This is a genomic window from Treponema sp. OMZ 840, from assembly GCF_050937815.1.
Lineage (GTDB): Bacteria > Spirochaetota > Spirochaetia > Treponematales > Treponemataceae > Treponema_C.
On the sequence record NZ_JACDIJ010000003.1, the window covers coordinates 252,693 to 274,837 of the forward strand.

A 22,145-nucleotide genomic window follows, 5' to 3' on the forward strand; every position below is an offset into this window, starting at 1 on the left:
GCTGTCGAAAAAGCAAGAGATTCCTTTTTCGACAGCCCCCTGTGTTTGTCGGCCGTTTTCCGGCTTTTTTACTTTTTGCTTATAGCTTTTTTATTTTCGGTAATAAAATCATACCCGGAATAAAGACGGCCAAAACGGCAATCCATGCGGCAAAACCGTTCAAAAAGATACCGCCGAGTATAAAGCCCGCTAACGAACAAGCGGCGGCAAAAAGAGCGTACGGCATTTGCGTGGCAACGTGTTCCAAGTGCGGACAGGCGGCTCCCGTCGAAGATAAAATCGTCGTATCGGAAATGGGGGAAGCGTGATCGCCGAATACGGCGCCGCCTAAAACCGCTGCAATACACATAAACACCGCATTTAAAGCGGCGCTATCGGAAAGCCCGGCACCCTGAGTCAAGCCGACGGCAATCGGCATTACAAGCGGAATCATAATACCGAAGGTTCCCCAGCTTGTGCCGGTTGCAAAAGCGATAAGGGCGGACAAGGCGAATACAATTGCCGGAATAATCCACAAAGGAAAGCCGCTTCCGACAACAATTTCGGAAAGGTAGCGTCCCAATCCCAACCCGCCGTCTTCCGGAGAAGATTTAATAACGGTACCGATCGACCAGGCCATTGCCAAAATAATCAAAGCCGGAACCATCGACTTTATACCGTCGCGAACGGCTTCGCTGGCTTCTTTTAAATTCATAAGGCGGCGGAACAAATAGTACACATACGTCAATGCCAACGTAAAAATAATCGAATAAAAAAGCGCGTAAGAAGAATCGGTGTTGTTAAAGGCATCGCGCAAACTCATCGAAGCGGCAGCTTGCGAAAAGGTTTGTATGCTTTCTCCGTCCATTGCATTCAGCCATGATACTATCGGAAAAAAGGCGACTGCAAAAACAATGAGCAATAAAATAGGAACAAGCATATCGACAGGTTTTGCACGGGTATCCTGCTCTTGTCTTAAATCGCCGGAAATAATCCCGTATACCCCCTCGTTCCAAAGAGCGCCGGTTTCTTTTGCCAATTTTTCGGAAGACTTCATAGCACCGAAATCGGATTTAAAAAAGATAATGGCAAGTACCATAAGCAATGTGGTTAGGGCATATAAATTATACGGAATTGCACGAATAAAGAACTCAAAATCGCTTATGCCCAGGCTGTCAAAGCCTTCGGCGCCGCGTACGATGGACATAACCGTAACAACCCAGCTTGAAATCGGTGCGAGAATACATACGGGAGCCGCCGTCGAATCCAAAATATAAGCAAGTTTTGCACGTGCAACTTTGTGCTTATCGTTTATCGGCCGCATAACGGTTCCGACCGTCAACGAGTTAAAATAATCGTCTATAAAAACAATCAAACCGAAAATAAAGGTTGCAAACTGCGATGCGGTTCCGTTTTTTAATTTTTTCGACATCCACACCCCGAAAGCTTGCGCCGCTCCGGTTTTTGAAAGCATACCGACCAAAGCTCCCAGCAAGCCACAAAACAAAAAAATACGGATATTCCATCCGTCCGCCAGCGAACCGGCAATCAAATCGGTTAAATTCATAACGGCCGCACCCGGATTTCCGCCGGCCACGATAAGGCAGCCCGATAAAATTCCCAAAAACAGGGAAACGATAACATCCTTAGTAATAAAGGCCAGTACGATAGTCAAAAGGGGAGGTATAATTCCCCACATTCCGAAATGTTCCATAAAAAAACAAAAACCTCCTCGCTAAGAGCTTTTATAAAAATAAAAACTGGTGTAATATTAGCATATAATCGATATTTAATACAATGTAGTTGTAAACGTAAAATGTCGTTTTTTTGATTTTGTGCAATTTTTGATTTTGCACAGCAGGAGCGTGCATGCATCCGCCGAAAATATGTTTATGTTTAACCTGTTCCACCCTCGCCGAAGACCTTGCGGTTTTGAATACATACCGCCGGTGGATTGATATGGTCGAACTCAGGGCGGATTATTTAGCGGATGACGAGCGCTTATATATACGCCGCTTTCCGGCAATGGCGGGATTACCCGTTATTTTAACGATACGCAGAATTGCCGACGGCGGTGTGTATAAAGGGGGAGAAGCGGCGCGAACCGCTCTTATGGCACGCGGTCTTGCATTCGCATCCCAAGATACCCGCAAAAACTTTGCCTACATAGATTTGGAAGAAGATTTGGACGTTCCCAGCATTCAAGACGCCGCATTGGCGTTCGGAACCCGAATTATCCGCAGTTTGCATAACATGAAAGAAACGGTCGCCGATATTCCGGCAAAAATGGCACAGATACGTAAAACGGGTTATGAAATTCCCAAAATTGCCTGTATGCCGCAGCGTTTAACCGAGTTATCCGCATTATTTAAAGAAGCGGCGACTTTGAACTTTGAACATATTGTATGTACGATGGGAGCATTGAGCGTTCCGTCGCGTATTTTAGCGGAGCGAACCGGCTCTTTTTTAACCTATTGTTCGCCGCCGGGAGTTCATGTTGACGAGGCGCTGACCAAACTCGGTCATGTAGACCCCGTTCAGCTTAACACTATGTATAATTTTCGGGCAATAGACGAAAACACCGCTCTGTTCGGCATAACCGGCTATCCTTTAGCGCACACGCTCAGCCCGGAACTGCACAATACGGGATACCGAAAACACGGTATGAACGCGGTTTATATTCCGATAAAATCGGAATCGGTTGAAGATGCGCTTGAATTTGCCGAAACCTTGGGAATGAAGGGACTTTCCGTTACCGTTCCGCACAAAGAAACCGTTCTTTCCAAGCTGGAACACTTGTCCGAAGAAGCGGCCGAAATAAAAGCGTGCAATACCGTTGTGCGAACGCAAACCGGATGGACGGGATACAACACCGACATATACGGCATTACACAAGCGTTACTTGAATTTTTAAATGTAAAAAACCTGCGCGGAAAAAAAGTTGCAATTATCGGCGCAGGAGGGGCGGCAAAAGCCGTTGCACATGCCGTATATAAATTAAAAGGGAAAGCGTGTATCTTTAACCGCACGCTTTCAAGCGCACGAAACCTCGCACAAAAATACCGTTTTAAATATTCGGTTTTGGGAGTTGAAGGGCAAAAGCTTTTGGAAAAATATTCATGGCTCATTATCCAAACAACATCGGTAGGAATGGGGACGAATAAAAAAGACGAAGGTGCCGACCCGATTGACTTTTACGGATTTTGCGGAACGGAACAAGTGTACGATATTATTTACAGCCCTGAAAAAACGCCGCTTTTATACAGGGCGGAAAAAGCGGGCTGCCGCATTTGCAACGGATATTCGATGCTTAAGCATCAAGCATATAAACAATTCGAACTGTTTACGGGAGAACAATATGAATGCTAAAAAGAATTTATCGCAAAAAGAACAAAAGGTTCTTGTGGGAAAAACCGTCATAGACCGCTTGGTTGAACGGGGTTTTATAAAATCCGGAATGAAAATCGGTTTGGGAACAGGCTCAACGGCGATTATCGCGGTCGAACGCTTGGCATCGTATATTCGGGACGGAAAAATATCGGGTATAAAGGCCGTTGCAACCAGTTTTCAAACGCACATTGCCTGTGAAGAAAACGGCATTCCCGTATATACGCTTAACAGCAAAGAAATAGCGGGAAATCTTGACCTTACCGTAGACGGCGCCGACGAAATAGATCCCGCAAACAATCTTATAAAGGGCGGTGGAGCGGCACATGTTCAGGAAAAAATCGTGGAATACAATACAAAACGATTGGTTATTATCGCCGACGAAAGTAAACTTGTTGCGCATTTGGGAACAAAATTCCCGCTTCCCGTTGAAATTATTCCCGCCGCCCGCGGTCCGGTTATCCGCGAAATGGAAAAGCTGGGAGCATCCTGTGTGTTGCGCACCTGTGCGGGAAAAGACGGCCCGGTTATTACCGATAACGGCAATCAAATTCTTGACTGCACATGGCCCGCCCTTGCTGACGGTTCTTCTCCCGTCAATCCGGCAAAGATGGAAGACAGGGTAAATAAAATTACCGGCGTTGTGGAAAACGGTTTTTTTACCAAAAACCGCCCCCTTGTTTTTATTGCACATTCAGACGGCAGTGTTGAAGAGCGCTAAGCGGAGCGGTAAAAAAAGCGGCTACGATATCGCGGATGCACTGCGGTTTACGCATATTGTACATTCATTTTAGGAAAAATTTTGTTGTATGCAAAGTGTCAATCAAAACTTATTTCCAAATTAGGAAGGGCAAGTTTAACATCGCCTTTAAATTCTTTTTTTACCAAATCCAATGTTATTTCGGCATCATTTTGATCGGCAAGATGCGTTATAATAAGCTTTTTTACCCCCGTGCGTGCGGCAAGGCGGCCGACAAGAGAAGCGGTCATGTGTCCGTGTTCAAAAAGATTGTGCCCGGCTTCCGTTACATACGTTGCCTCCGATAAAAGAACCCTTGCCCCCTTACAAAACGCTTCAAATTCATCCGTAGCGGCGCCGTCGGCCGAAAACACAAAGCCGAAATCGACCGCCTTGAGCGCCATAGTATCGACAGGATGAACCGTTTTAATCGTTTGAAATGTATATTTGTCCGAAACGGAAAAATCTTCTCCCGTTACCACTACATGAAAATCAAAGCTTGTTGCAATAGGAGTACGCATTGTTTTTAAGGTAGGAATTCCAAAAACCTTATCATACTGCAGCAGCGTTTTTTTTGTTTCTTGATTGCAATAAAGCGGTATTTTTTTCTTTAAATGCGGGAACGTCAGCTTATAAGCCAAAGCCATAACATCAAGGCAGTGATCTGCATGTCTATGGGTTATAATAACAGCTATCAAATTGGCACATTCACAATCTTCCAACTGCGCTACAACCCCCGATCCGCAATCGATTAATATATTTCCGTCTTCCGTTTTTAATAAATAACCGGATGCCGGATTTCCTTTAATAGGAGAGCCCGCCCTCGAACCGATAATTTTTAAACAGGTTTTCATACTAATCCTCGATTATCGAAACAACCCCGTCCGTTTTAATATTTATAAGAACATTTTGACCGACCGCAATGTCCATAACCGAAGTGGCGGGAATAATTTCTCCGGTAACCGTTTTTGCCTTTATAAAAACGGTTCCGCCGCTGTATTCGCTGAATACAACCTGCGCTTTGACACCGTTCGGACTGATTTCAAAGCGGTTTTTCCGTAAAACGACTGTTACTTCCTTTACCCCTTCGGAAACGGGTTTTTTTGTTTTACATCGAATACCGCAGGGAAGCTTTACCGAATCCAGAGCGATTACTTGCCCTCGTGCAAAGAGGGCATTGCTGAGGAATTCGGCGACAAAGGGATTGGCCGGATAGTTCCATAAATCATCCGGACTTCCTATTTGCTCCACCTTGCCGCTGCGTAAAATCACCACCTTATCGGCAATCGCCAAAGCTTCGCTTTGATCATGTGTAACGAAAAGCGTGGTTATTCCGGTTTTCCGTAATAATTCTTCAAGATCCGCTCGAAGAGCGATTCTTAATTGGGGATCCAATGCTGCCAGAGGTTCGTCAAGAAGCATGACCCGCGGCTTCACGGCAAGCGCCCGCGCAATCGCAACCCTTTGCCGCTGACCGCCGGAAAGAGCTCCTACGGGTCTTTTAGCCATTTCTTTAATTCTGCACAATTCCAAAAGCTCATAAACCGTTTCCATTCTTTTTGCGCGCGGGATTTTTCGCATTTTTAAGCCGAACCCGACATTATCCTCTATGCTGTAATGTTCAAACAAAGCATAACTTTGCGGCACCCAACCGATTTGCCGTTTTTCGGGGGCAAGATTAATACTGTCCATGCCGTCGATTAAAAGGTGTCCGCTGTTCGGAATAATCAGCCCCGCAACCGTTTTAAGCAAGGTCGATTTTCCGCAGCCGGAAGGACCGACAAAAACAACGAGTTCGCCCGGATTAACGTCGATCGACACATCGTCTATTGCTCGGGATCCGGCTCCGGGATAGGAAAACACGATGTTTTGAAAATTAATCGACGCGGCTTGTTCCATAATTTTATCCGACATTTTTATTACCTACCTTTATCCCGCCGAGACGTTCCAATAAGATTCCCGCAGGTATTACAAAGCATAAAAAACAAAGCGTTATTGCAGCGGCAAATTCAATTCTACCCGTGATATAGGAAGAATACAGTTCAACCGGCAAGGGTTTTGTTTTCGGGTTAAAAAGAAAAAAAGCAACGTTAAATTCACCCAGAGAAAGCGTAACAACCAATATCGTAGCGGCAAGAATTGATGTTTTTATTTTGGGAATAATGATAAAAACAAATCTTTTTATAAAATTTGCACCGAGTGTTTGAGCAACGGTTTCAATATCCCTAAGACTTGCGTCGGCAAGCTGCGGGGTTATATTGCTGATAAAATACGGCAATGTGTATAAAAGATGTCCGACAACAAGCAGCGTTCCGTTTTTCCGCAGCATGGGATAGGTAATAATAAGAGCCAACCCCATAGCAATTCCGGGAATAGCGATAGGAACATTAGTCATTGAATACAAAAAAGTACGGCCGGGAAATCTGTGACGGGCAATAACCCAAGATGTCGGCAGCCCGATTATATAATTCAGCAGTAAAATCAAAAAAGCCAACCGTATACTGTAAAATGCATACGGACTTATCGTTTTCCATCCGTCAATCAGCCATTTTAGTGTAAAACCGCCCGACCAGGGGCCTTGCTGCCATACCTTTGTCGTCGCAACGGAAAACACTATTAACACAGGCAAAAGACACGTTAAAGCGGAAAACCACGCAAATATTCTTCCGGTGACTCTGATTCCGTCTCGTGTTTGACCGTTTTTCATTTTTTTACCTCTTTGAACTGTTTTCCGCCGAGATTGGAAAAACTGTTTATAAACATAAGCAATAAGGTTGTTATAAGAACCAAAATAATACTTAAAGCGCCGGCAAGTTTCGGTTGGAAATTTTCCGTAAACGATGTTGCAATTTCCAGCGGAATAACCCTATAGCCCCGGCTTAAAGTTGCCGCAGTTCCGAACGCACCGAAACCCGTTGCCATGCTCAAACTTGCCGCCATTACAATCGCCGGCCGCAAAGTCGGAAGAATAATATGGATATAAATCTGAAAAGTGGATGCGCCCAATATTTTTGCCGCAGCCAATACATCTTCGGATATGTTTACAACCGCCCCTCTTATTGACAATACAATACGCGGGATTTGAAAATAAACGTATCCGAGCAGCATTCCCCAAAACGTATAGGCAAAGCTTAGCCGGCGCTCTCCCCATATCAACTCTATAAGTTTAGGAATTACACCGGTAAACCCGACGGTAATGATTACAAAAAAACCGATAACAATACCGGGTAAGCTAAGAGGAATTGAAAGCACTACCGCTAAAAACTTTCTGTCTTTTCCGCCCTTGCTTTCTATGTATATCCCTGCCGGAATACATATAAATAAAGCTAACAGAGTAGACAATAAAGAAAGCAAAAAGGTATTTAAAAAAGATTCAAGATATTGACGTGTCGTAAAAACTTCTACATACCTTTCGAGCGTAAAGGCGCCGCTTTCTCCCTTAAAACTCTCTACTCCCAATGTAATAAAGGGCCATAATACAAACACAAAGAGTATTATCGGGAAAAAAGCGGCAGGCAAAACTGTTAAAAGGTTTTTCCCTGTCTTTTTGTTTAACATCACAGCCCCCTCTTATATCGGTAATACCCGTATTATCTTATGACCTCGGCTCTCCAGCGCTTTGTCGCTTCGTCTTGTGCCGCCCGCATTTTTGCAAAATCGGGATCCGAAACACGTTTATAATCGGAAGCGGGCAGTATCTTGGAAGCGATTTCGGGTGCAATTTTAATATTGCGCACCGGGCGAAGATAACTTTCGGTAAAAAGCCGCTGGCCCTCATCGGAAAGACTGAAATTAATCAAAGCTTGGCCGTTTTCACGATTGGGAGCACCTTTTACCAACGAAATCACATACGGAATGGAAATCGATCCTTCTTCGGGAATAACAACGTCTACCGGCGCATTGTCGATATATTTAAGCTTGTATCCGTTAAAATCGGCGTCTATCAGGATGGGAACTTCGCCCTGCTGCACCATAGCCGTTGCCGTTTGTGCGGGAAGGTTCAACCCGTTTTTGTACAGTTGTTTAAAGTATTCAACACCGGGAGTCCAATTTGTCAAAGTTCCGCCCATTGCCAAATTTCCTGCGGTATAAACCGAAAAACCGACGGCAGCCTGTGTCGGGTCTAAAAATCCTACCTTACCCTTATATATGGGTTTTAAAAGATCCTTCCATGATTTAGGAATCGGCAAACCTTTTAATTCCGCCGTGTTGACAATAAAGGCAATAGCCCCTTGATGGAGGGTATACCAGGATCCGTCTGCGGCTTTTAAATTATCCGGAATTTCATCGAAGTATTCGGGTTTCCAAGGCTCCAACAAGTCTTTTTTTGCAGCTTCCAATCCGAATACAATTCCGAAATAGGCCGTATCCGCTTGCGGAGCTTTTCTTTCCGCTTCCAAAGCGGCCATTGATTGTCCCGAATTTTTAGGATCCGACGGGGCGGCAATCCCTGTTTTCGCGGTAAAAGCTTCCAACACCGCCCCCCAGTTTGCCCATTGTGCGGGAGAATTATAAGATATAACCATTCCTTTTTCTTCGGTATCTTTTTTTCCGCCCGAAAACAACAAAACAGGTAAACATGCTGTCATTATCAGCATAATTGTTTTAAGATTTTTTCTCATTCCGGCCTCCTTTTAGTAAACAATAAGTATAAAGTTCAACACAAAACTTCAACACTTGTGTAATTGAATTTATAATAAGACAACATTTTTAATTTGTCAAATTCTTTTAATCATGATTTATTACGCGGTTTTTGCACATTACACGCAAAAAATCGATTGCTTTTTTGCTAAACTTTTGCTAAACTTTATAAAAAGGATTTTACTATGGCAAAAAAAATAACCTTACAAGACATAGCGAACGCAACGGGAACGTCGAAGTCGGCCGTTTCAATGATTCTTTCAAAAAAGCAAATAAACCGCTTTTCTTCGGCAACGATTGAAGCCGTTCAAGCGGCAGCGTTTAAGTTGGGATATTTTAAAGCAAAATTCAAAAAAAACATCCTCATTGTACAGCCGACCGGCGTAAACCCCTATTATGCCGGTCTTCGTCACGGTATGGATCAAAAAGCGATAGAACTTAATTATAATACGCTGTTATACAACACATACTGGGATAAAGAACGGGAAAAAGAAGTTATAAACCTTGTAAAAGGAAGTAACATAGATGCGGTAATTTTTTCCATGATTCCGCAAAATCATGAAATCGCCAATATGCTAAACGGCCTTCTTCCGATTGTTGTAGTAGGCGATCACCACAGTTCTCTTCAAATGGATACGGTTGAAATAGACAACTTTAATGCAGGCCAAATCGTTGCCGCTTATCTTGCAAAGCTGGGGCACAGAAAGCTTGCCTATCTTTCTACAAGTCTTAACTCCAATCACAGCGCAAGAACCAAAAGAATTGAAGGTATAAAAAATTATTTTATGCATCATCATGCACATTTTACGATTAAAGTATTCAGTAAAGATATTTTACCTGCCGAAGAATTGGAAAATATGGATATAGAATACGACACCGGATATATGCTTGCAAAAAGGTGTTTACAGGATTTTAAAGAAGTTACGGCAATTGTCGCCATTAACGATATGGTAGCATACGGCGTAATGGACGCACTAAACGATTCGCACCTTGTTATTCCCAAAAATTGCAGTATCTGCGCCTTTGACAACATATTCCCGTCAAAAACAAGGGCAATCGGCTTAACGACAACGGATCATAATATCGTTCAGCAAGGCAAACATGCCGTCAATTTAATACACCAAAAATTCTGCGAAAGCGATCAGTCTTCAAATCTTACCCGCGTGCAATATAAATGTACTTTAATGAAACGGTCTTCTACAGGGGTTGTTCCGACATAAAGACAAGCTTTGGCAAGAGGTTTTCTTTTCTTTTTTTCAATCACGGGAGAAAAATTTCAGATTGCAGCCAAAACGATTTTGGAGTATAATAATAAAGACAATAAATACATGCAGAAATTCCGTTCGGGAAAGGGCGAAAAAATGAAAAAAATCTTTTTTTTAGTATTTCTCAGCTTTTTCTTTATAAGCTGCGGAGGTGAAATAAAAATAAGCATTTATTTTAGAGACTTAACGGATGTTATGTCGGCTCAAGAAAATGTGATTTATACAAATGTAAATATGATTATAGAAAAAAGGAGGGCACTATGCAAAATTATTCGGGAGAAGCCGACCTGCAATATCACATACACACAAGACCGGGCGATGTGGGACGCTATGTTATTATGCCCGGAGATCCCAAGCGCTGCGAAAAAATAGCCGCGTATTTTGACAATGCGCGTTTAATCGCCGACAACCGCGAATACATCACTTATACCGGCACTTTGGACGGCGAAAAAGTGAGCGTTACTTCAACCGGTATCGGCGGACCTTCGGCATCCATCGCGATGGAAGAGCTGGTCCGCTGCGGAGCGGACACCTTTGTGCGTATCGGAACGTGCGGCGGCATGGATTTGAACGTAAAGGGCGGCGATATTGTCATTGCAACGGGGGCAATCCGTGCCGAAGGTACGAGTAAAGAATACGCGCCGATTGAATTTCCGGCCGTCGCCCACTTGGACGTTACAAACGCCTTGGTAAAGGCCGCCAAAACCCTGCAGTTTACCTATCACGCGGGAATCGTTCAGTGCAAAGACGCCTTTTACGGTCAGCACGAGCCTGAAACAAAGCCGGTAAGCTACGAACTGGAAAGCAAGTGGGAAGCATGGCTGCGTATGGGCTGCAAAGCTTCGGAAATGGAGTCGGCCGCCCTGTTTATCGTAGCCGATTACCTTAAAGTGCGCTGCGGTTCAACCTTTTCGGTTGTGGGCAATCAGGAACGCAATAAGGCGGGCATGGATAATCCCATCGTCCACGACACGGATTCGGCAATCCGCGTTGCCGTTCAAGCTTTACGTTTTTTAATCGCCGAAGATAAGGCGGAACGGTAAAAAAGCGGCACATAAAACGGGCTTGTTAAAAAGCCGGCAGCTTTTCGAACAAAGTCGCAATCAGGATAAGCATAATACGATAATGAGGTTAATCGAATATGGAATACAAACGGATTTTTATAGTTGTACTGGATTCTTTAGGCGTCGGCGCTATGAACGATGCGGCCGATTTCGGCGATACGGGGGCGGACACGCTCGGTCATATTTCACAAAGCGTTGAAAAACTGCACATTCCGAACCTTCAAAAACTCGGTTTGGCGAATCTTCATCCGCTTAAACAAGTCGCTCCCGTCACACAGCCTGCGGCCTTCCATATGAAAATAAACGAAGCGAGCAACGGCAAGGATACGATGACCGGCCACTGGGAAATGATGGGCATTCATACGACAAAGCCCTTTAAAACCTTTACGGACACGGGTTTTCCCCAAGCCCTTTTGGACGAGCTTTCTCAAAGAACCGGGCGGAAAATTATCGGCAACAAAAGCGCAAGCGGAACCGAAATTCTTGACGAACTTGCCGAAGAAGAAATTTCAAAGGGTCATTTGATTGTATATACATCGGCGGATTCGGTTTTGCAAATTTGCGGCAATGAAGAAACGATGGGCTTGGACAATCTCTATAAGTACTGCGAAATCGCCCGCGAATTGACTTTAAAAGACGAATGGAAGGTCGGCCGCGTTATTGCCCGCCCCTATGTAGGAAAAAAACGGGGCGAGTTTAAGCGTACCGCAAACCGCCACGACTATGCGCTTAAGCCGCCGACAAAAACGGTATTAAACGCTTTGCAGGAAGCGGGCTTCAGCGTTATTTCGGTCGGTAAAATCAAAGATATTTTCGCCGGCGAAGGAATAACGGAAACGCACAAATCGCAAAGCTCGGTTCACGGTATGGAACAGACAATCGGCCTTACACAAAAGGATTTTACGGGTTTGTGCTTTACGAATTTGGTGGATTTTGACGCGCTGTGGGGACACAGGCGCAATCCCGTAGGCTATGCCGAAGAACTTGAAAAATTCGATTTAAAACTGGGCGCTCTTATGGAAGTGTTAAACGAAGACGATTTATTGATTTTAAGCGCCGACCACGGAAACGATCCGACATATAAGGGCAGCGACCACACGCGCGAAAAAGTACCGTTTTTGGCGTGGTCTCCCCGTTTTGCCCTGCGTTACAAAAACGGTTTGCCGGAAAACGGTCTTTTGCCCGAAGGCGAAACCTTTGCCCTTATCGGGGCAACGGTTGCCGACAATTTCGGCGTTCCCATGCCCGCCGGTACCATCGGCCGTTCGATTTTGGAAAAAACAGTGTGAAAGTAATATAAAAAACAACTTCATATCAAGTCTTTTCTAGGCATCAACCCATAACCCTCTGACGATTTTATGCTATTGTTTGCTTTTTTTGTCAAGGCGTATTTCCTTAGCTGTCTATATCCTACAAAAAACAATACAATTGTGAAGGAAAAAGAATGAATATAAATACAGCTTATCAATGGGCAAAAGAAGAATATGCCGCTTTGGGAGTCGATACAGACAAAGCCCTTTTTCAATTAGTAAAAATTCCTATTTCATTGAATTGTTGGCAGGGTGATGATGTCGGAGGTTTTGAACATCCTAATTCAAAACTCGAAGGCGGTGGAATTCAAGTAACCGGTAGTTACCCTGGGAAAGCACGTAACATTCTTGAATTACAACAAGACATTGAAAAAACCCTTTCACTTATCCCGGGAACATATAGACTAAACCTTCATGCAAATTATGCTGATCTTAAGGGCAAAAAAATCGACCGAGATGCATTGTTGCCAGAACATTTTAAAACATGGTTAGACTGGGCACAGTCTAAAAATATAAATCTTGATTTTAATTCAACTTTTTTTTCCCATCCTAAAGCCAATGATTTGACATTATGTTCAAAAGATAAAGGTATCCGTGATTTTTGGATCGAACATGCAAAACGGTGTCGGGAAATCGGTGCGTATTTTGGCGAAAAGCAAAAAAACCCTTGTATTCATAATATTTGGATAGCAGACGGAATGAAGGATATCCCCGCAGATAGATTGATTTACCGTTCAATTCTATCAGATTCGTTGGATGAAATTCTAAAAAAAAAGATTTCTTCCCTATATTTAAAAGATTCCGTTGAATCTAAAGTTTTCGGAATAGGAACAGAATCCTATGTTGCCGGATCCCATGAATTCTATCTGGGATATGCCATCTCTCGCAATATTTTATTAACACTTGATTTAGGGCATTATCATCCGACAGAAAATGTAGCGGATAAACTTTCTGCAATAATGCTAACAATAGATGAAATTTTATTACATATTTCACGTCCTGTTCGATGGGATTCTGACCATGTCGTTATTTTTAACGACGATCTTAGAGTAACGGGAGAAGAAATTATTAAAAGCAAAAAAACAGAAAAAATTCATATCGGTCTTGACTTTTTTGACGGGTCTATCAACAGAATCGGTGCATGGACGCTCGGTTGCCGTTCTACACAAAAAGCATTATTGGCAGCACTCTTGCAACCGCAGCATACTCTTACAATATATGAGGACGAAAAAAACTTTTTCGGCCGCTTATTTTTATTTGAGCAAATGAAAACGTTCCCATTTTTTGGGTTTGTTTGGCAAAAATATTGCGAAGAAGCAGGTGTCCCTCAAGACTATGAAATAATAAAATATGTAAAAGAGTATGAAAAACTCGTTACAAATAAACGCGGTTAAAAAGGATACAGGGAATGAACCGATGCAGCATAGAAAAAGAACTTATTTCCTTATCGCAAAGGTTAGGATGCCCAGAAAAAGAAATGGCAATTATCGGAGAAGGAAACACATCGGCCTTGTTAGGGGACGGAACGTACCTTTTAAAAGCAAGCGGTTTTGAATTGTCTTCTATTGATGAAAGGGGTTTTGTCCTGATGTATCTCGATAAGATTTTGAAATTACTTGAAAAAGAAAGTATCTCTGAAAATGAGTTAAAATTATATTTTCAAGAAGCAAAAGTAGTCCCTTCGGATAAAAGACGTCCTTCCGTAGAAGCATTACTACATGCAGTTTGTTTAAGTTATGAAGGAATTACTTTTGTTGGACATACACATCCTGTTTATATTAATTCCTTAACTTGTGCAACCTCATTTCCCGAGAATTTACAGGGAAGAATGTATCCTGATGAAATTGTTTTGTTGGGAATCGACTCTGTCTATGTTCCTTATACCGATCCGGGGATTCCTCTGGCAAAAGAACTAAAACAAAAAATAGATACTTTTATTATAGAGCACAAATCGATTCCTAAAAGTATATATCTTCAAAATCATGGTTTCGTTGCAATCGGCGGTTCTGCAAAAGAAGTTGAACATATTACCTTAACAGCAGAAAAAGCAGCTCGAGTAAGATTAGGGGCCTGCTTAGCAGGTGGTATTCACGCCTTGGATAGGAAAACCGTAACACATATATGGGGCCGCCCTGATGAAAAATATCGTCAACAAATTTTTACTCAAGTAGCTAGCGAGGAAAATAATGACTGATTTTATTCTTGAATTAAAAAATATAACAAAGTTCTTCCCCGGCGTTAAAGCCCTGGAAAATGTTCATTTTGATCTAAAAAAAGGTGAAATTCATGCACTTATGGGTGAAAACGGAGCTGGCAAATCAACTTTTATAAAGATTATTACAGGTGTTCACCGCCCAGATGCAGGCGAAATCCTTTTTAACGGAATTTCTGTTCAAATGCGTACCCCTGCCGATGCACAAAATTTAGGTATTGCAGCAATATATCAACATGTAACATGTTATCCACATCTTTCCGTTGCCGAAAACATGTTTATCGGTCATGAATCTGTAACAGGATATTTTAAGCGCCTTGATTGGAAAAAAATGTATGCAGAAGCAGATAGCTGGCTTGCACGCCTTAACGCACCTTTTAATTCAAGGATACGAATGGGTTCTCTATCTGTCGCTGCCCAACAAATCGTTGAAATTGCTAAAGCTCTTTCTATGAATGCAAAAATTATCATCATGGATGAACCAACAGCATCCCTAACTCAACGGGAGAGTGAAGATTTATACAAAATAACAAAATCATTACGTGAAAAGGGTGTATCTGTTATTTTTATATCACACCGTATACAAGATATAGACCATCTTGCCGATCGCATAACAGTTTTTCGTGATGCCAAATATATCGGAACATGGCACGCAAATGAAATCTCTCACGAAACTTTAATACAGGCTATGGTAGGAAGAGAAATAACACAAATATTCCCCAAACGACAAATACAAATCGGCGAAACGATTCTTGAAGTAAAAGGGTTGGGACGACAGGGGTTTTTTAAGGATATTTCCTTTTCTGTTAAAAAAGGAGAGATCCTTGCTTTGACCGGCCTAGTTGGCTCCGGACGAACAGAAGTTTGTGAAAGTATTTTTGGGATATATCCTTTTAATGAAGGATCTGTATTGCTGTCAGGTAAAGAAGTACTGTTTTTACATCCGTGCGAAGCAATGTCGGCAGGATTGGGCTATTTACCCGAAGACAGACAAAGACAAGGGCTTGTTTTAAACTGGGATATTACTAAAAATATTTCTTTTTCCTCTTTAAAGGCTTTCAGCAAATTGGGTTGGATAAATGAAAAAAAAGAGCAAAAAACAGCTAGAAATGTTTTAAGAACCCTTTCAATAAAGGCCACAAGCATTTTTAACAAGGTTTCGAATTTGTCGGGCGGTAACCAACAAAAAGTTGTAGTTGCAAAACTTTTAACGAACGACCTCAAAGTTATTATTATGGATGAACCAACAAAAGGAGTAGATGTCGCTGCAAAAACCGCTATTTATAATATAATGGGAGATTTAGTTGAAGCCGGATATGCTATTATTTTAATTTCCTCGGAAATGCCGGAAGTTCTTGGTCTAAGCGATCGTATCATGGTTATGAGAGAAGGTCGGATCGCCGCGGAATTTGAAACAGGCCAAGCAGATCAAAATAAAATTTTACATGCAGCAATGGTGAAGGAGCCTTTTGACAATGAATAATTATCTGTCCATGAAAACAAAAAACATCCAGTATCGCGAGTTAGGTTTATTTATATTCATTGTATTTATTTGTATTTTTGTACAATTACGCAATCCTGAATTTTTAACGATAAGCAATATTAAAGATTTGTTGGTCAATACTGCAATCTTAAGTATTTTAGCAATGGGCATGATGCTTGTTTTACTGACTGGCGGCATAGACCTTTCTATAGGAGCAAATATTGCCTTTTCAGGTATGTTGGCGGCTTTGACGCTTCAACATAATCCAACCCTCCCAGTTGTTCTAGCTGTTCTGGAAGGAATGTCTGTCGGAGCTTTTTCCGGTTTGATTATAGGGATTCTTATTGCACAATTCAAAATTCTCCCGATTATCGCATCTTTGGGAATGATGAATATTTTACGCGGACTGACTTTTTTAATTTCGAGAGGAAAATGGGTTAGTGCATATCAAATGCCTCAATCATTTAAAAATATAGCTGTCGGAAACACCTGTGGCATAAACAATATGCTTTTAATCGCCGTAGGTATTTATATCATTTTTTGGTTTTTTATAAACCATACAAGAAACGGTCGCTGGCTTTACGCTGTTGGTTCAAATAGAGAAGCGGCGGAAATTTCCGGTATTCCTGCAAAAAAAACAACTGCTTTGGCATATGTCCTTATGGGTATTCTTGCCGGTTTAGGAGGTGTTTTATGGGTTGCAAAATTTGCTTCTGCACAGGGAGATACTGCAACAGGCTATGAAATGAATGTAATTGCCGCCTGCGTTTTAGGAGGTATCAGCGTTTCTGGAGGGAGCGGAAAGATAAGCGGGTTAATCTTAGGAACAATTCTTTTCGGCATTCTTAACAATGCACTTCCTCTTATCAATGTTTCACCTTTTTGGCAAACAGGGATTCAAGGGCTGGTTATTTTAACAGCAATAATAACCAATGTGTATGTGAAGCGCGAAACAGATAAAAATGTGCTTAAACGACGTATTATATAATTACGCTCAATATTGGGTGTTTTTTTTGCCGCAATTTTCCTTGTCGTGATATATTATTAGAATTAGGAGAAAAAATGAAACATTCTTTTACAAGAACGCACAATACAAAAGCATGTTTTTTCCAGTGGGAATGGCTTCTGGTTTTAGTTTTCATTCTTATTCATATAATCAATAGCATTATTTCTCCGTGGTATTTATCTTTAGATACATTTATCAGCACTCCTATGATGTTTTTAGATAAAGCGTTCATCGTTTTTCCGATGATGCTTATTCTATTGACAGGAAATATCGATATTTCCGTATCGTCTATTGTTGCTCTCTCCTCTGTTATGATGGGTGTAACATATAATGCAGGTGTTCCGATGATTTTAGCGATTGTGTTATGTTTGATAACTGGAACAATTTGCGGCTTTATTAACGGTTTTTTACTTATAAAATTTAAAGAATTACCGGCAATGATTATCACACTTTCAACAATGACTATATATCGAGGTTTAGCATATATCATATTGGAAGATCAAGCTGCAGGAAAATTTCCTACTTGGTTTAAATTTTTCGGCTGGGGATATGTCGGTCACATTCCCTTTATTATGCTTATTTTTGCTATTTGTGCCATTTTTTTCGGTATTTTAATACATAAAACGACATTCGGAAGAGCTGTTTACGGAATAGGAAACAATATGATTGCAAGTAAATATTCTGGGATAAAAACAGACACCGTCATGCTTATTGTCTATATACTGACAGGCCTTATGTCCGGTATTACGGCTCTGTTTCTAACATCCCGCATGGGAAGTACGCGTCCGAATATCGCAATCGGATATGAATTAGAAATTATCGCAATGACGGTCTTAGGAGGAGTAAGTACCGCAGGAGGACAAGGAAGAATTGCAGGACCCCTTTTGGCAATCGGCATCATTGGATATCTACAATATGGATTAGGTCTTATCAATATTTCTGCTCAAATAGTTATGATTATAACCGGCTTATTGCTTATCGTTTCTGTAATGATTCAAAACATACGCTTTGATGCAACTCGGATTATATCCGTTAAAAAATAAAAGGAATACTCGTTTAAGCATTATTTAAACGGTAAAAAGGAGGCAGTATGAAAAAAATTGTAGTTTCAGTATTATGCGTTTTGATGCTGACTGTTGTTCTATCCCCGATTTTTGCAGGAGGCACAAAAGAGGGTAGCAAAGAAAAACACGCCTTTGTATTTAAGAACACAGGCAACCCTTATGGGGAAAAACAGATGGAGGGATTTAAAGAAATTATTGAAGAACACGGCTTTGAAGCTATTTTACGAGCTCCGGAACAACCCACGGCAGAAGCCCAAATTCAAATAATCGAACAACTGATAGCCCAAAAAGTGAAGTCAATTTGTGTCACAGCAAATGACTATGATGCTTTACAACCGGTTTTAATCAAAGCTATGAATATGGGTATAAAAGTTACAGCAGCCGACTCCAATGTAAATCCTGCAAGCCGTATGACATTTATCAACCAAGCAGACCCGGAATTAATAGGACGAACTCTCGTTCGTGCTGCTTATGACCTATCCGGTGGAAGCGGTGATTTCGCAATTCTATCTGCGACCAGTCAAGCTTCGAATCAAAATCTCTGGATCGAATGGATGAAAAAAGAATTAACAGAAAACAGCGCAAAATACAGAAATCTGAAACTTGTCAAGGTCGCCTACGGCGATGATCTAAGAGACAAATCGGTTTCAGAAACGGAAGCATTGCTGAGAACGTTCCCCCAACTGAAATGCATTGTTGCTCCTACAACAGTAGGAATTGCTGCTGCAGCAAAAGTGATATCAGACAAAGGTCTTACAGGAAGGGTTGCAATCACAGGACTCGGTTTACCTTCGGAAATGGCGGAGTATATAGACAACGGTTCCTGTCCTTACATGTACTTATGGAATCCTATAGATGTCGGCAAACTTGCAGGTTATATAAGTATTGTTCTTTCATCGGGTAAAATAACCGGTAAAGTAGGAGAAAATTTCTCCGCAGGAAAATTAGGAAACTTCAGTGTAACAAAGGCTTCAGACGGGGGTACGGAAGTGTTGCTTGGTTCACCATTTAAATTTGATAAGGCAAATATCAATGAATGGAAAACGGTTTATTAGCGGTTAACGTTTTTACAAAGAGATACACTCTTTTTCAAAGATGTCTTTGCAACATTTCGTAAATATAACTATGCATAAAGACGGAGCCGGCTTGCATATATAAAAATAATTTTTGCAAGTCGGTTTCTTTTAGAAAACACGCAGGAGAATGTTTTATGTTACACACAGCCTTTAAAATGAAATTAAAACCGGGGTTTGCCGCCGAATATAAAAAACGCCATGATAAAATATGGCCAGAACTTAAAGATGCAATCACCAAAAGCGGCGTATATGATTATTCCATTTTTCTCGATGAAGACACTTTAACCCTCTTTGCTTACCAAAAATTAAAACCTGACAATACAGCTTTTTCTCAAAAGGATTTACCGATCGTTAAAGAGTGGTGGAATATGATGGCGGATATTATGGAAGTTAATTCTGATAATTCTCCGGTTTGTACAGAACTCAAAAATGTTTTTTATATGGAATAAAAAAATGACAAAGATAGGATTGTTCGGTATCGGACTCGATACTTATTGGAATCAATTTAATGGACTAAAAGAAAGACTAACGGAATATCAGAATAAAATTTTTACCCAAATGCAAACTGATGAAGTTGAAATAATAAACGGGGGACTAGTTGATAATCCTGCTTCGGCACAAAAAATTGGGTCTTTTTTTCAGCAAGAAGGTATAGATCTTATTTTCATATATATCTCAACCTATGCCCTTTCTCATACCGTTTTACCGGTTTTACAAACAGTAAAAGTTCCTGCTATAATTTTAAATATTCAACCGACCGCAGCGATTGATTATACGGCATTCAACAATTTGAATGATAGGGGGCTTATGACGGGAGAGTGGCTTGCTCATTGTTCCGCATGTTCGGTTCCCGAAATTGCTCACATCTGTAATAAAGCAAATCTCCCATATGATATTATTACTGGCTATCTTAATGAAGAATATGTTTGGACACAAATTAAAGAATGGATTCATGCATCCCGTACCGTAAAAGAGTTACAGCAGAGCCGGATCGGTATACTCGGACATTATTATTGTGGAATGTTGGATGTATATACCGATATTACAGAACTTGCCTCTGTTTTCGGATGTCACTTTGAATTGCTTGAAATAGATGAGCTGGCACAATATCACAAAGCTGTTTCTAAAAGAGACATTATGATAAAAAGACAACAGTTTGAAACAGAATTTAAAATTGATTCAGAATGTGAAGCCTTTGAACTGGATAGAGCGGCTCAAACATCCTGTGCATTGGACACACTCGTTGAAAAACGAAATTTACATGCAATGGCATATTATTATGAAGGCACTCCGGGAAGCACTCATGAAAACATTGTTACCTCTGTTATTGCGGGAAACACATTGTTGACGGCACATCATATTCCCGTTGCTGGAGAGTGTGAGGTAAAAAATGTTCTAGCAATGAAAATTATGGATATTCTCAAAGTCGGCGGTTCTTTTGCTGAATTATATGCGATGGATTTCAATGATGATATTATCCTCTGGGGACATGATGGTCCTGCACATCCTACTATCGCCGATGGACAGGTTGCACTTGTTCCTCTCCCCGTATATCACGGTAAACCCGGCAAAGGTCTTTCCATACAAATGACAGTAAAACAGGGTCCTGTAACTTTTTTAGCAGTTGTGCAAGGTAGAAGTGGAAAAACTCTGTTATTAATCGCAGAAGGAGAATCGGTTGTGGGTCCTGTGTTACAAATAGGCAATACTAATAGTCGGTATAAATTTCCTATTTCAGCTCGCGCCTTTGTTGACAAATGGTCAAAGCAAGGCCCCTCACATCATTGCGCTATTGGAATAGGCCATATACATACTATTATCGAAAAAATAGCCTTTTTACTTGGAATTGAGTGTATAAAAATCTGTTAATACTTCATACTCATAACAGATCATGCCGAAAGATTTGAAAAGCTTTCGCTTTTTTAATGTCTTTAGTTTTTATTTAACTTGACATAACGGCTAAAAAGCAGCACAATTTCGCCAGGGGTATGCCATGTACCAACTCTTTGCACAAAAATATTGGAAAGAAAGAGCCGTCCCTTTCCATTTTGAATTCAGAAACAATCAAGCCCCTTTTCCAATACACTGCCATGATTTTCATGAACTGGTGTATATCTATAGCGGAACGGCGATCCATTTAACAAATTATGGTAATTATGAAATAAAAGGCGGAGATATTTTAAGCATAAAACCCGGACAGTGTCACGGTTTTAAAAAAATAAATAATCTAGTTTTAATGAATATTTTAATACAGCCAAGCTTTTTAACACAAAACAACTTACATTTAAACTCTATTCCCGCTTATAACCTTCTATTTGAGCAATGCATGAAAAAAAAAGCTGAAAAAAACCCTCCCGTTCATTTTACCCTTTCCAATGCACAATCCTTTGAGGTCCGCGCTTTAATCGAATCTATGCAACAGGAGATACGAGGACAATATAGCGGTTATATAACACAGGCAATCACTTTTTTTTTGCAGCTTGTGGTTTTACTTGTCAGAATTTATGAAAATAAAGATTACTCCATCTGTTTATCAGACAATCCGTCTGTTAGATTAATTGATTATATAGAAACACATTTTCATAAAAACATAGAAACATCAAATTTGGTTGAAATAAGCGGTATGTCGCCAAGCAGTGTTTTGCGTACATGCAAAAGAATCACTGGCTATAGTCCTTCCGTATATCAAAAACGACTCCGTATGTTTTCGGCCATCAACGAATTAGTTCAAAGTAATAAATCTATTACACAAATAGCCCTGGACATTGGATATAACGACAGTAATTATTTTTCCCGCTTATTTAAAGATTTTATCAATCTTACGCCGTCCGAATATCGCTCACAGTTTCGTGAAAAATAAATTCGCCGGTACCATCGGCCGTTCGATTTTGGAAAAAACAGTGTGAAATTTGCCGAAAA

Annotated in this window: 20 protein-coding genes; 14 read left to right on the top strand and 6 right to left on the bottom strand. The window is 41.1% G+C overall.

The genetic code is table 11. The features are described from left to right. Window positions 1-79: 79 nt before the first annotated feature. On the bottom strand, window positions 80-1,693 hold the full coding sequence (locus H0R92_RS06900) for a Na+/H+ antiporter NhaC family protein (RefSeq protein ID WP_432962483.1): 1,614 nt from the start codon (window positions 1,691-1,693) through the stop codon (window positions 80-82). Between the two features lie 155 nt (window positions 1,694-1,848). Here H0R92_RS06900 and aroE point away from each other — a divergent pair, with 155 nt between their 5' ends. Together aroE and rpiA are read left to right on the top strand one after the other, a co-directional pair. Continuing rightward, window positions 1,849-3,348: a shikimate dehydrogenase gene (aroE, locus tag H0R92_RS06905; RefSeq protein WP_432962485.1), complete on the top strand. Its 1,500-nt coding sequence runs from the start codon at window positions 1,849-1,851 to the stop codon at window positions 3,346-3,348. Further along, window positions 3,338-4,087, top strand: a complete 750-nt coding sequence (gene rpiA, locus H0R92_RS06910; protein ID WP_432962487.1) for a ribose-5-phosphate isomerase RpiA — start codon at window positions 3,338-3,340, stop codon at window positions 4,085-4,087. Before aroE ends, rpiA begins: the two co-directional genes overlap by 11 nt. Window positions 4,088-4,185: 98 nt before the next feature. Here the strand turns inward: rpiA and H0R92_RS06915 are convergent, their stop codons facing one another. From H0R92_RS06915 to H0R92_RS06935, 5 genes are read right to left on the bottom strand one after another with little or no spacing between them, the layout of a single operon-like run. Continuing rightward, window positions 4,186-4,959, bottom strand: a complete 774-nt coding sequence (locus tag H0R92_RS06915) for an MBL fold metallo-hydrolase (RefSeq protein ID WP_432962489.1) — start codon at window positions 4,957-4,959, stop codon at window positions 4,186-4,188. 1 nt (window position 4,960) lies between these two features. Continuing rightward, complete coding sequence (locus tag H0R92_RS06920) at window positions 4,961-6,019, bottom strand: ABC transporter ATP-binding protein (RefSeq protein ID WP_432962491.1); 1,059 nt, start codon at window positions 6,017-6,019, stop codon at window positions 4,961-4,963. Next, the gene (locus H0R92_RS06925; protein ID WP_432962493.1) at window positions 6,009-6,812 is read right to left on the bottom strand and encodes an ABC transporter permease; all 804 of its coding nucleotides are present in this window, start codon (window positions 6,810-6,812) and stop codon (window positions 6,009-6,011) included. The genes H0R92_RS06920 and H0R92_RS06925 overlap by 11 nt, the downstream gene beginning before the upstream one ends. Then, on the bottom strand, window positions 6,809-7,663 hold the full coding sequence (locus H0R92_RS06930) for an ABC transporter permease (protein ID WP_432962495.1): 855 nt from the start codon (window positions 7,661-7,663) through the stop codon (window positions 6,809-6,811). Before H0R92_RS06930 ends, H0R92_RS06925 begins: the two co-directional genes overlap by 4 nt. A gap of 32 nt (window positions 7,664-7,695) precedes the next feature. Continuing rightward, window positions 7,696-8,727 (bottom strand): extracellular solute-binding protein, encoded by a 1,032-nt coding sequence (locus tag H0R92_RS06935; RefSeq protein WP_432962497.1) that lies wholly within the window; start codon window positions 8,725-8,727, stop codon window positions 7,696-7,698. 204 nt (window positions 8,728-8,931) lie between these two features. Between H0R92_RS06935 and H0R92_RS06940 the strand changes: the two genes are divergently transcribed. The 12 genes from H0R92_RS06940 (at window position 8,932) to H0R92_RS06995 (ending at window position 22,086) form a co-directional block, all read left to right on the top strand. Next, window positions 8,932-9,966 (top strand): LacI family DNA-binding transcriptional regulator, encoded by a 1,035-nt coding sequence (locus H0R92_RS06940; protein ID WP_432962499.1) that lies wholly within the window; start codon window positions 8,932-8,934, stop codon window positions 9,964-9,966. A 305-nt stretch (window positions 9,967-10,271) separates the two neighbouring features. Beyond that, a complete protein-coding gene (gene udp / locus H0R92_RS06945; protein WP_432962501.1) occupies window positions 10,272-11,054 on the top strand; it encodes a uridine phosphorylase in 783 nt (260 codons plus the stop codon). Between the two features lie 98 nt (window positions 11,055-11,152). Next, window positions 11,153-12,364 carry a phosphopentomutase gene (locus H0R92_RS06950; RefSeq protein WP_432962503.1) on the top strand — a complete coding sequence of 404 codons (1,212 nt, stop codon included), beginning with the start codon at window positions 11,153-11,155 and terminating at the stop codon, window positions 12,362-12,364. Window positions 12,365-12,519: 155 nt separating this feature from the next. Continuing rightward, window positions 12,520-13,779, top strand: a complete 1,260-nt coding sequence (locus H0R92_RS06955) for an L-rhamnose isomerase (protein ID WP_432962505.1) — start codon at window positions 12,520-12,522, stop codon at window positions 13,777-13,779. Between the two features lie 14 nt (window positions 13,780-13,793). Continuing rightward, complete coding sequence (locus H0R92_RS06960; protein WP_432962507.1) at window positions 13,794-14,579, top strand: class II aldolase/adducin family protein; 786 nt, start codon at window positions 13,794-13,796, stop codon at window positions 14,577-14,579. Next, window positions 14,572-16,080 carry a sugar ABC transporter ATP-binding protein gene (locus tag H0R92_RS06965; protein ID WP_432962509.1) on the top strand — a complete coding sequence of 503 codons (1,509 nt, stop codon included), beginning with the start codon at window positions 14,572-14,574 and terminating at the stop codon, window positions 16,078-16,080. Before H0R92_RS06960 ends, H0R92_RS06965 begins: the two co-directional genes overlap by 8 nt. Then, the gene (locus H0R92_RS06970; RefSeq protein WP_432962511.1) at window positions 16,073-17,068 is read left to right on the top strand and encodes an ABC transporter permease; all 996 of its coding nucleotides are present in this window, start codon (window positions 16,073-16,075) and stop codon (window positions 17,066-17,068) included. Before H0R92_RS06965 ends, H0R92_RS06970 begins: the two co-directional genes overlap by 8 nt. A gap of 74 nt (window positions 17,069-17,142) precedes the next feature. Then, on the top strand, window positions 17,143-18,129 hold the full coding sequence (locus H0R92_RS06975; protein WP_432962513.1) for an ABC transporter permease: 987 nt from the start codon (window positions 17,143-17,145) through the stop codon (window positions 18,127-18,129). 47 nt (window positions 18,130-18,176) lie between these two features. Continuing rightward, entirely contained in the window at window positions 18,177-19,205 is a 1,029-nt protein-coding gene (gene rhaS / locus H0R92_RS06980; RefSeq protein ID WP_432962515.1) for a rhamnose ABC transporter substrate-binding protein, read from the top strand. A 155-nt stretch (window positions 19,206-19,360) separates the two neighbouring features. Further along, entirely contained in the window at window positions 19,361-19,675 is a 315-nt protein-coding gene (rhaM, locus tag H0R92_RS06985) for an L-rhamnose mutarotase (RefSeq protein ID WP_432962517.1), read from the top strand. Window positions 19,676-19,679: 4 nt separating this feature from the next. Further along, complete coding sequence (locus H0R92_RS06990) at window positions 19,680-21,095, top strand: arabinose isomerase (RefSeq protein ID WP_432962519.1); 1,416 nt, start codon at window positions 19,680-19,682, stop codon at window positions 21,093-21,095. 124 nt (window positions 21,096-21,219) lie between these two features. Beyond that, window positions 21,220-22,086, top strand: a complete 867-nt coding sequence (locus H0R92_RS06995) for a helix-turn-helix domain-containing protein (protein ID WP_432962521.1) — start codon at window positions 21,220-21,222, stop codon at window positions 22,084-22,086. The last annotated feature ends 59 nt before the right edge of the window (window positions 22,087-22,145 follow it).

Excerpts from the sequence above, each read along its gene's own strand:
- H0R92_RS06920 (WP_432962491.1), bottom strand. The coding sequence starts at position 6,019 with ATGTCGGATAAAATTATGGAACAAGCCGCGTCGATTAATTTTCAAAAC.
- udp (WP_432962501.1), top strand. The coding sequence starts at position 10,272 with ATGCAAAATTATTCGGGAGAAGCCGACCTGCAATATCACATACACACA.
- H0R92_RS06965 (WP_432962509.1), top strand. The coding sequence starts at position 14,572 with ATGACTGATTTTATTCTTGAATTAAAAAATATAACAAAGTTCTTCCCC.
- H0R92_RS06935 (WP_432962497.1), bottom strand. The coding sequence starts at position 8,727 with ATGAGAAAAAATCTTAAAACAATTATGCTGATAATGACAGCATGTTTA.
- H0R92_RS06940 (WP_432962499.1), top strand. The coding sequence starts at position 8,932 with ATGGCAAAAAAAATAACCTTACAAGACATAGCGAACGCAACGGGAACG.
- H0R92_RS06925 (WP_432962493.1), bottom strand. The coding sequence starts at position 6,812 with ATGAAAAACGGTCAAACACGAGACGGAATCAGAGTCACCGGAAGAATA.
- rpiA (WP_432962487.1), top strand. The coding sequence starts at position 3,338 with ATGAATGCTAAAAAGAATTTATCGCAAAAAGAACAAAAGGTTCTTGTG.
- H0R92_RS06970 (WP_432962511.1), top strand. The coding sequence starts at position 16,073 with ATGAATAATTATCTGTCCATGAAAACAAAAAACATCCAGTATCGCGAG.
- H0R92_RS06900 (WP_432962483.1), bottom strand. The coding sequence starts at position 1,693 with ATGGAACATTTCGGAATGTGGGGAATTATACCTCCCCTTTTGACTATC.
- H0R92_RS06930 (WP_432962495.1), bottom strand. The coding sequence starts at position 7,663 with ATGTTAAACAAAAAGACAGGGAAAAACCTTTTAACAGTTTTGCCTGCC.
- H0R92_RS06915 (WP_432962489.1), bottom strand. The coding sequence starts at position 4,959 with ATGAAAACCTGTTTAAAAATTATCGGTTCGAGGGCGGGCTCTCCTATT.
- H0R92_RS06950 (WP_432962503.1), top strand. The coding sequence starts at position 11,153 with ATGGAATACAAACGGATTTTTATAGTTGTACTGGATTCTTTAGGCGTC.
- H0R92_RS06990 (WP_432962519.1), top strand. The coding sequence starts at position 19,680 with ATGACAAAGATAGGATTGTTCGGTATCGGACTCGATACTTATTGGAAT.
- H0R92_RS06960 (WP_432962507.1), top strand. The coding sequence starts at position 13,794 with ATGAACCGATGCAGCATAGAAAAAGAACTTATTTCCTTATCGCAAAGG.
- H0R92_RS06975 (WP_432962513.1), top strand. The coding sequence starts at position 17,143 with ATGAAACATTCTTTTACAAGAACGCACAATACAAAAGCATGTTTTTTC.
- rhaM (WP_432962517.1), top strand. The coding sequence starts at position 19,361 with ATGTTACACACAGCCTTTAAAATGAAATTAAAACCGGGGTTTGCCGCC.
- H0R92_RS06995 (WP_432962521.1), top strand. The coding sequence starts at position 21,220 with ATGTACCAACTCTTTGCACAAAAATATTGGAAAGAAAGAGCCGTCCCT.
- H0R92_RS06955 (WP_432962505.1), top strand. The coding sequence starts at position 12,520 with ATGAATATAAATACAGCTTATCAATGGGCAAAAGAAGAATATGCCGCT.
- rhaS (WP_432962515.1), top strand. The coding sequence starts at position 18,177 with ATGAAAAAAATTGTAGTTTCAGTATTATGCGTTTTGATGCTGACTGTT.
- aroE (WP_432962485.1), top strand. The coding sequence starts at position 1,849 with ATGCATCCGCCGAAAATATGTTTATGTTTAACCTGTTCCACCCTCGCC.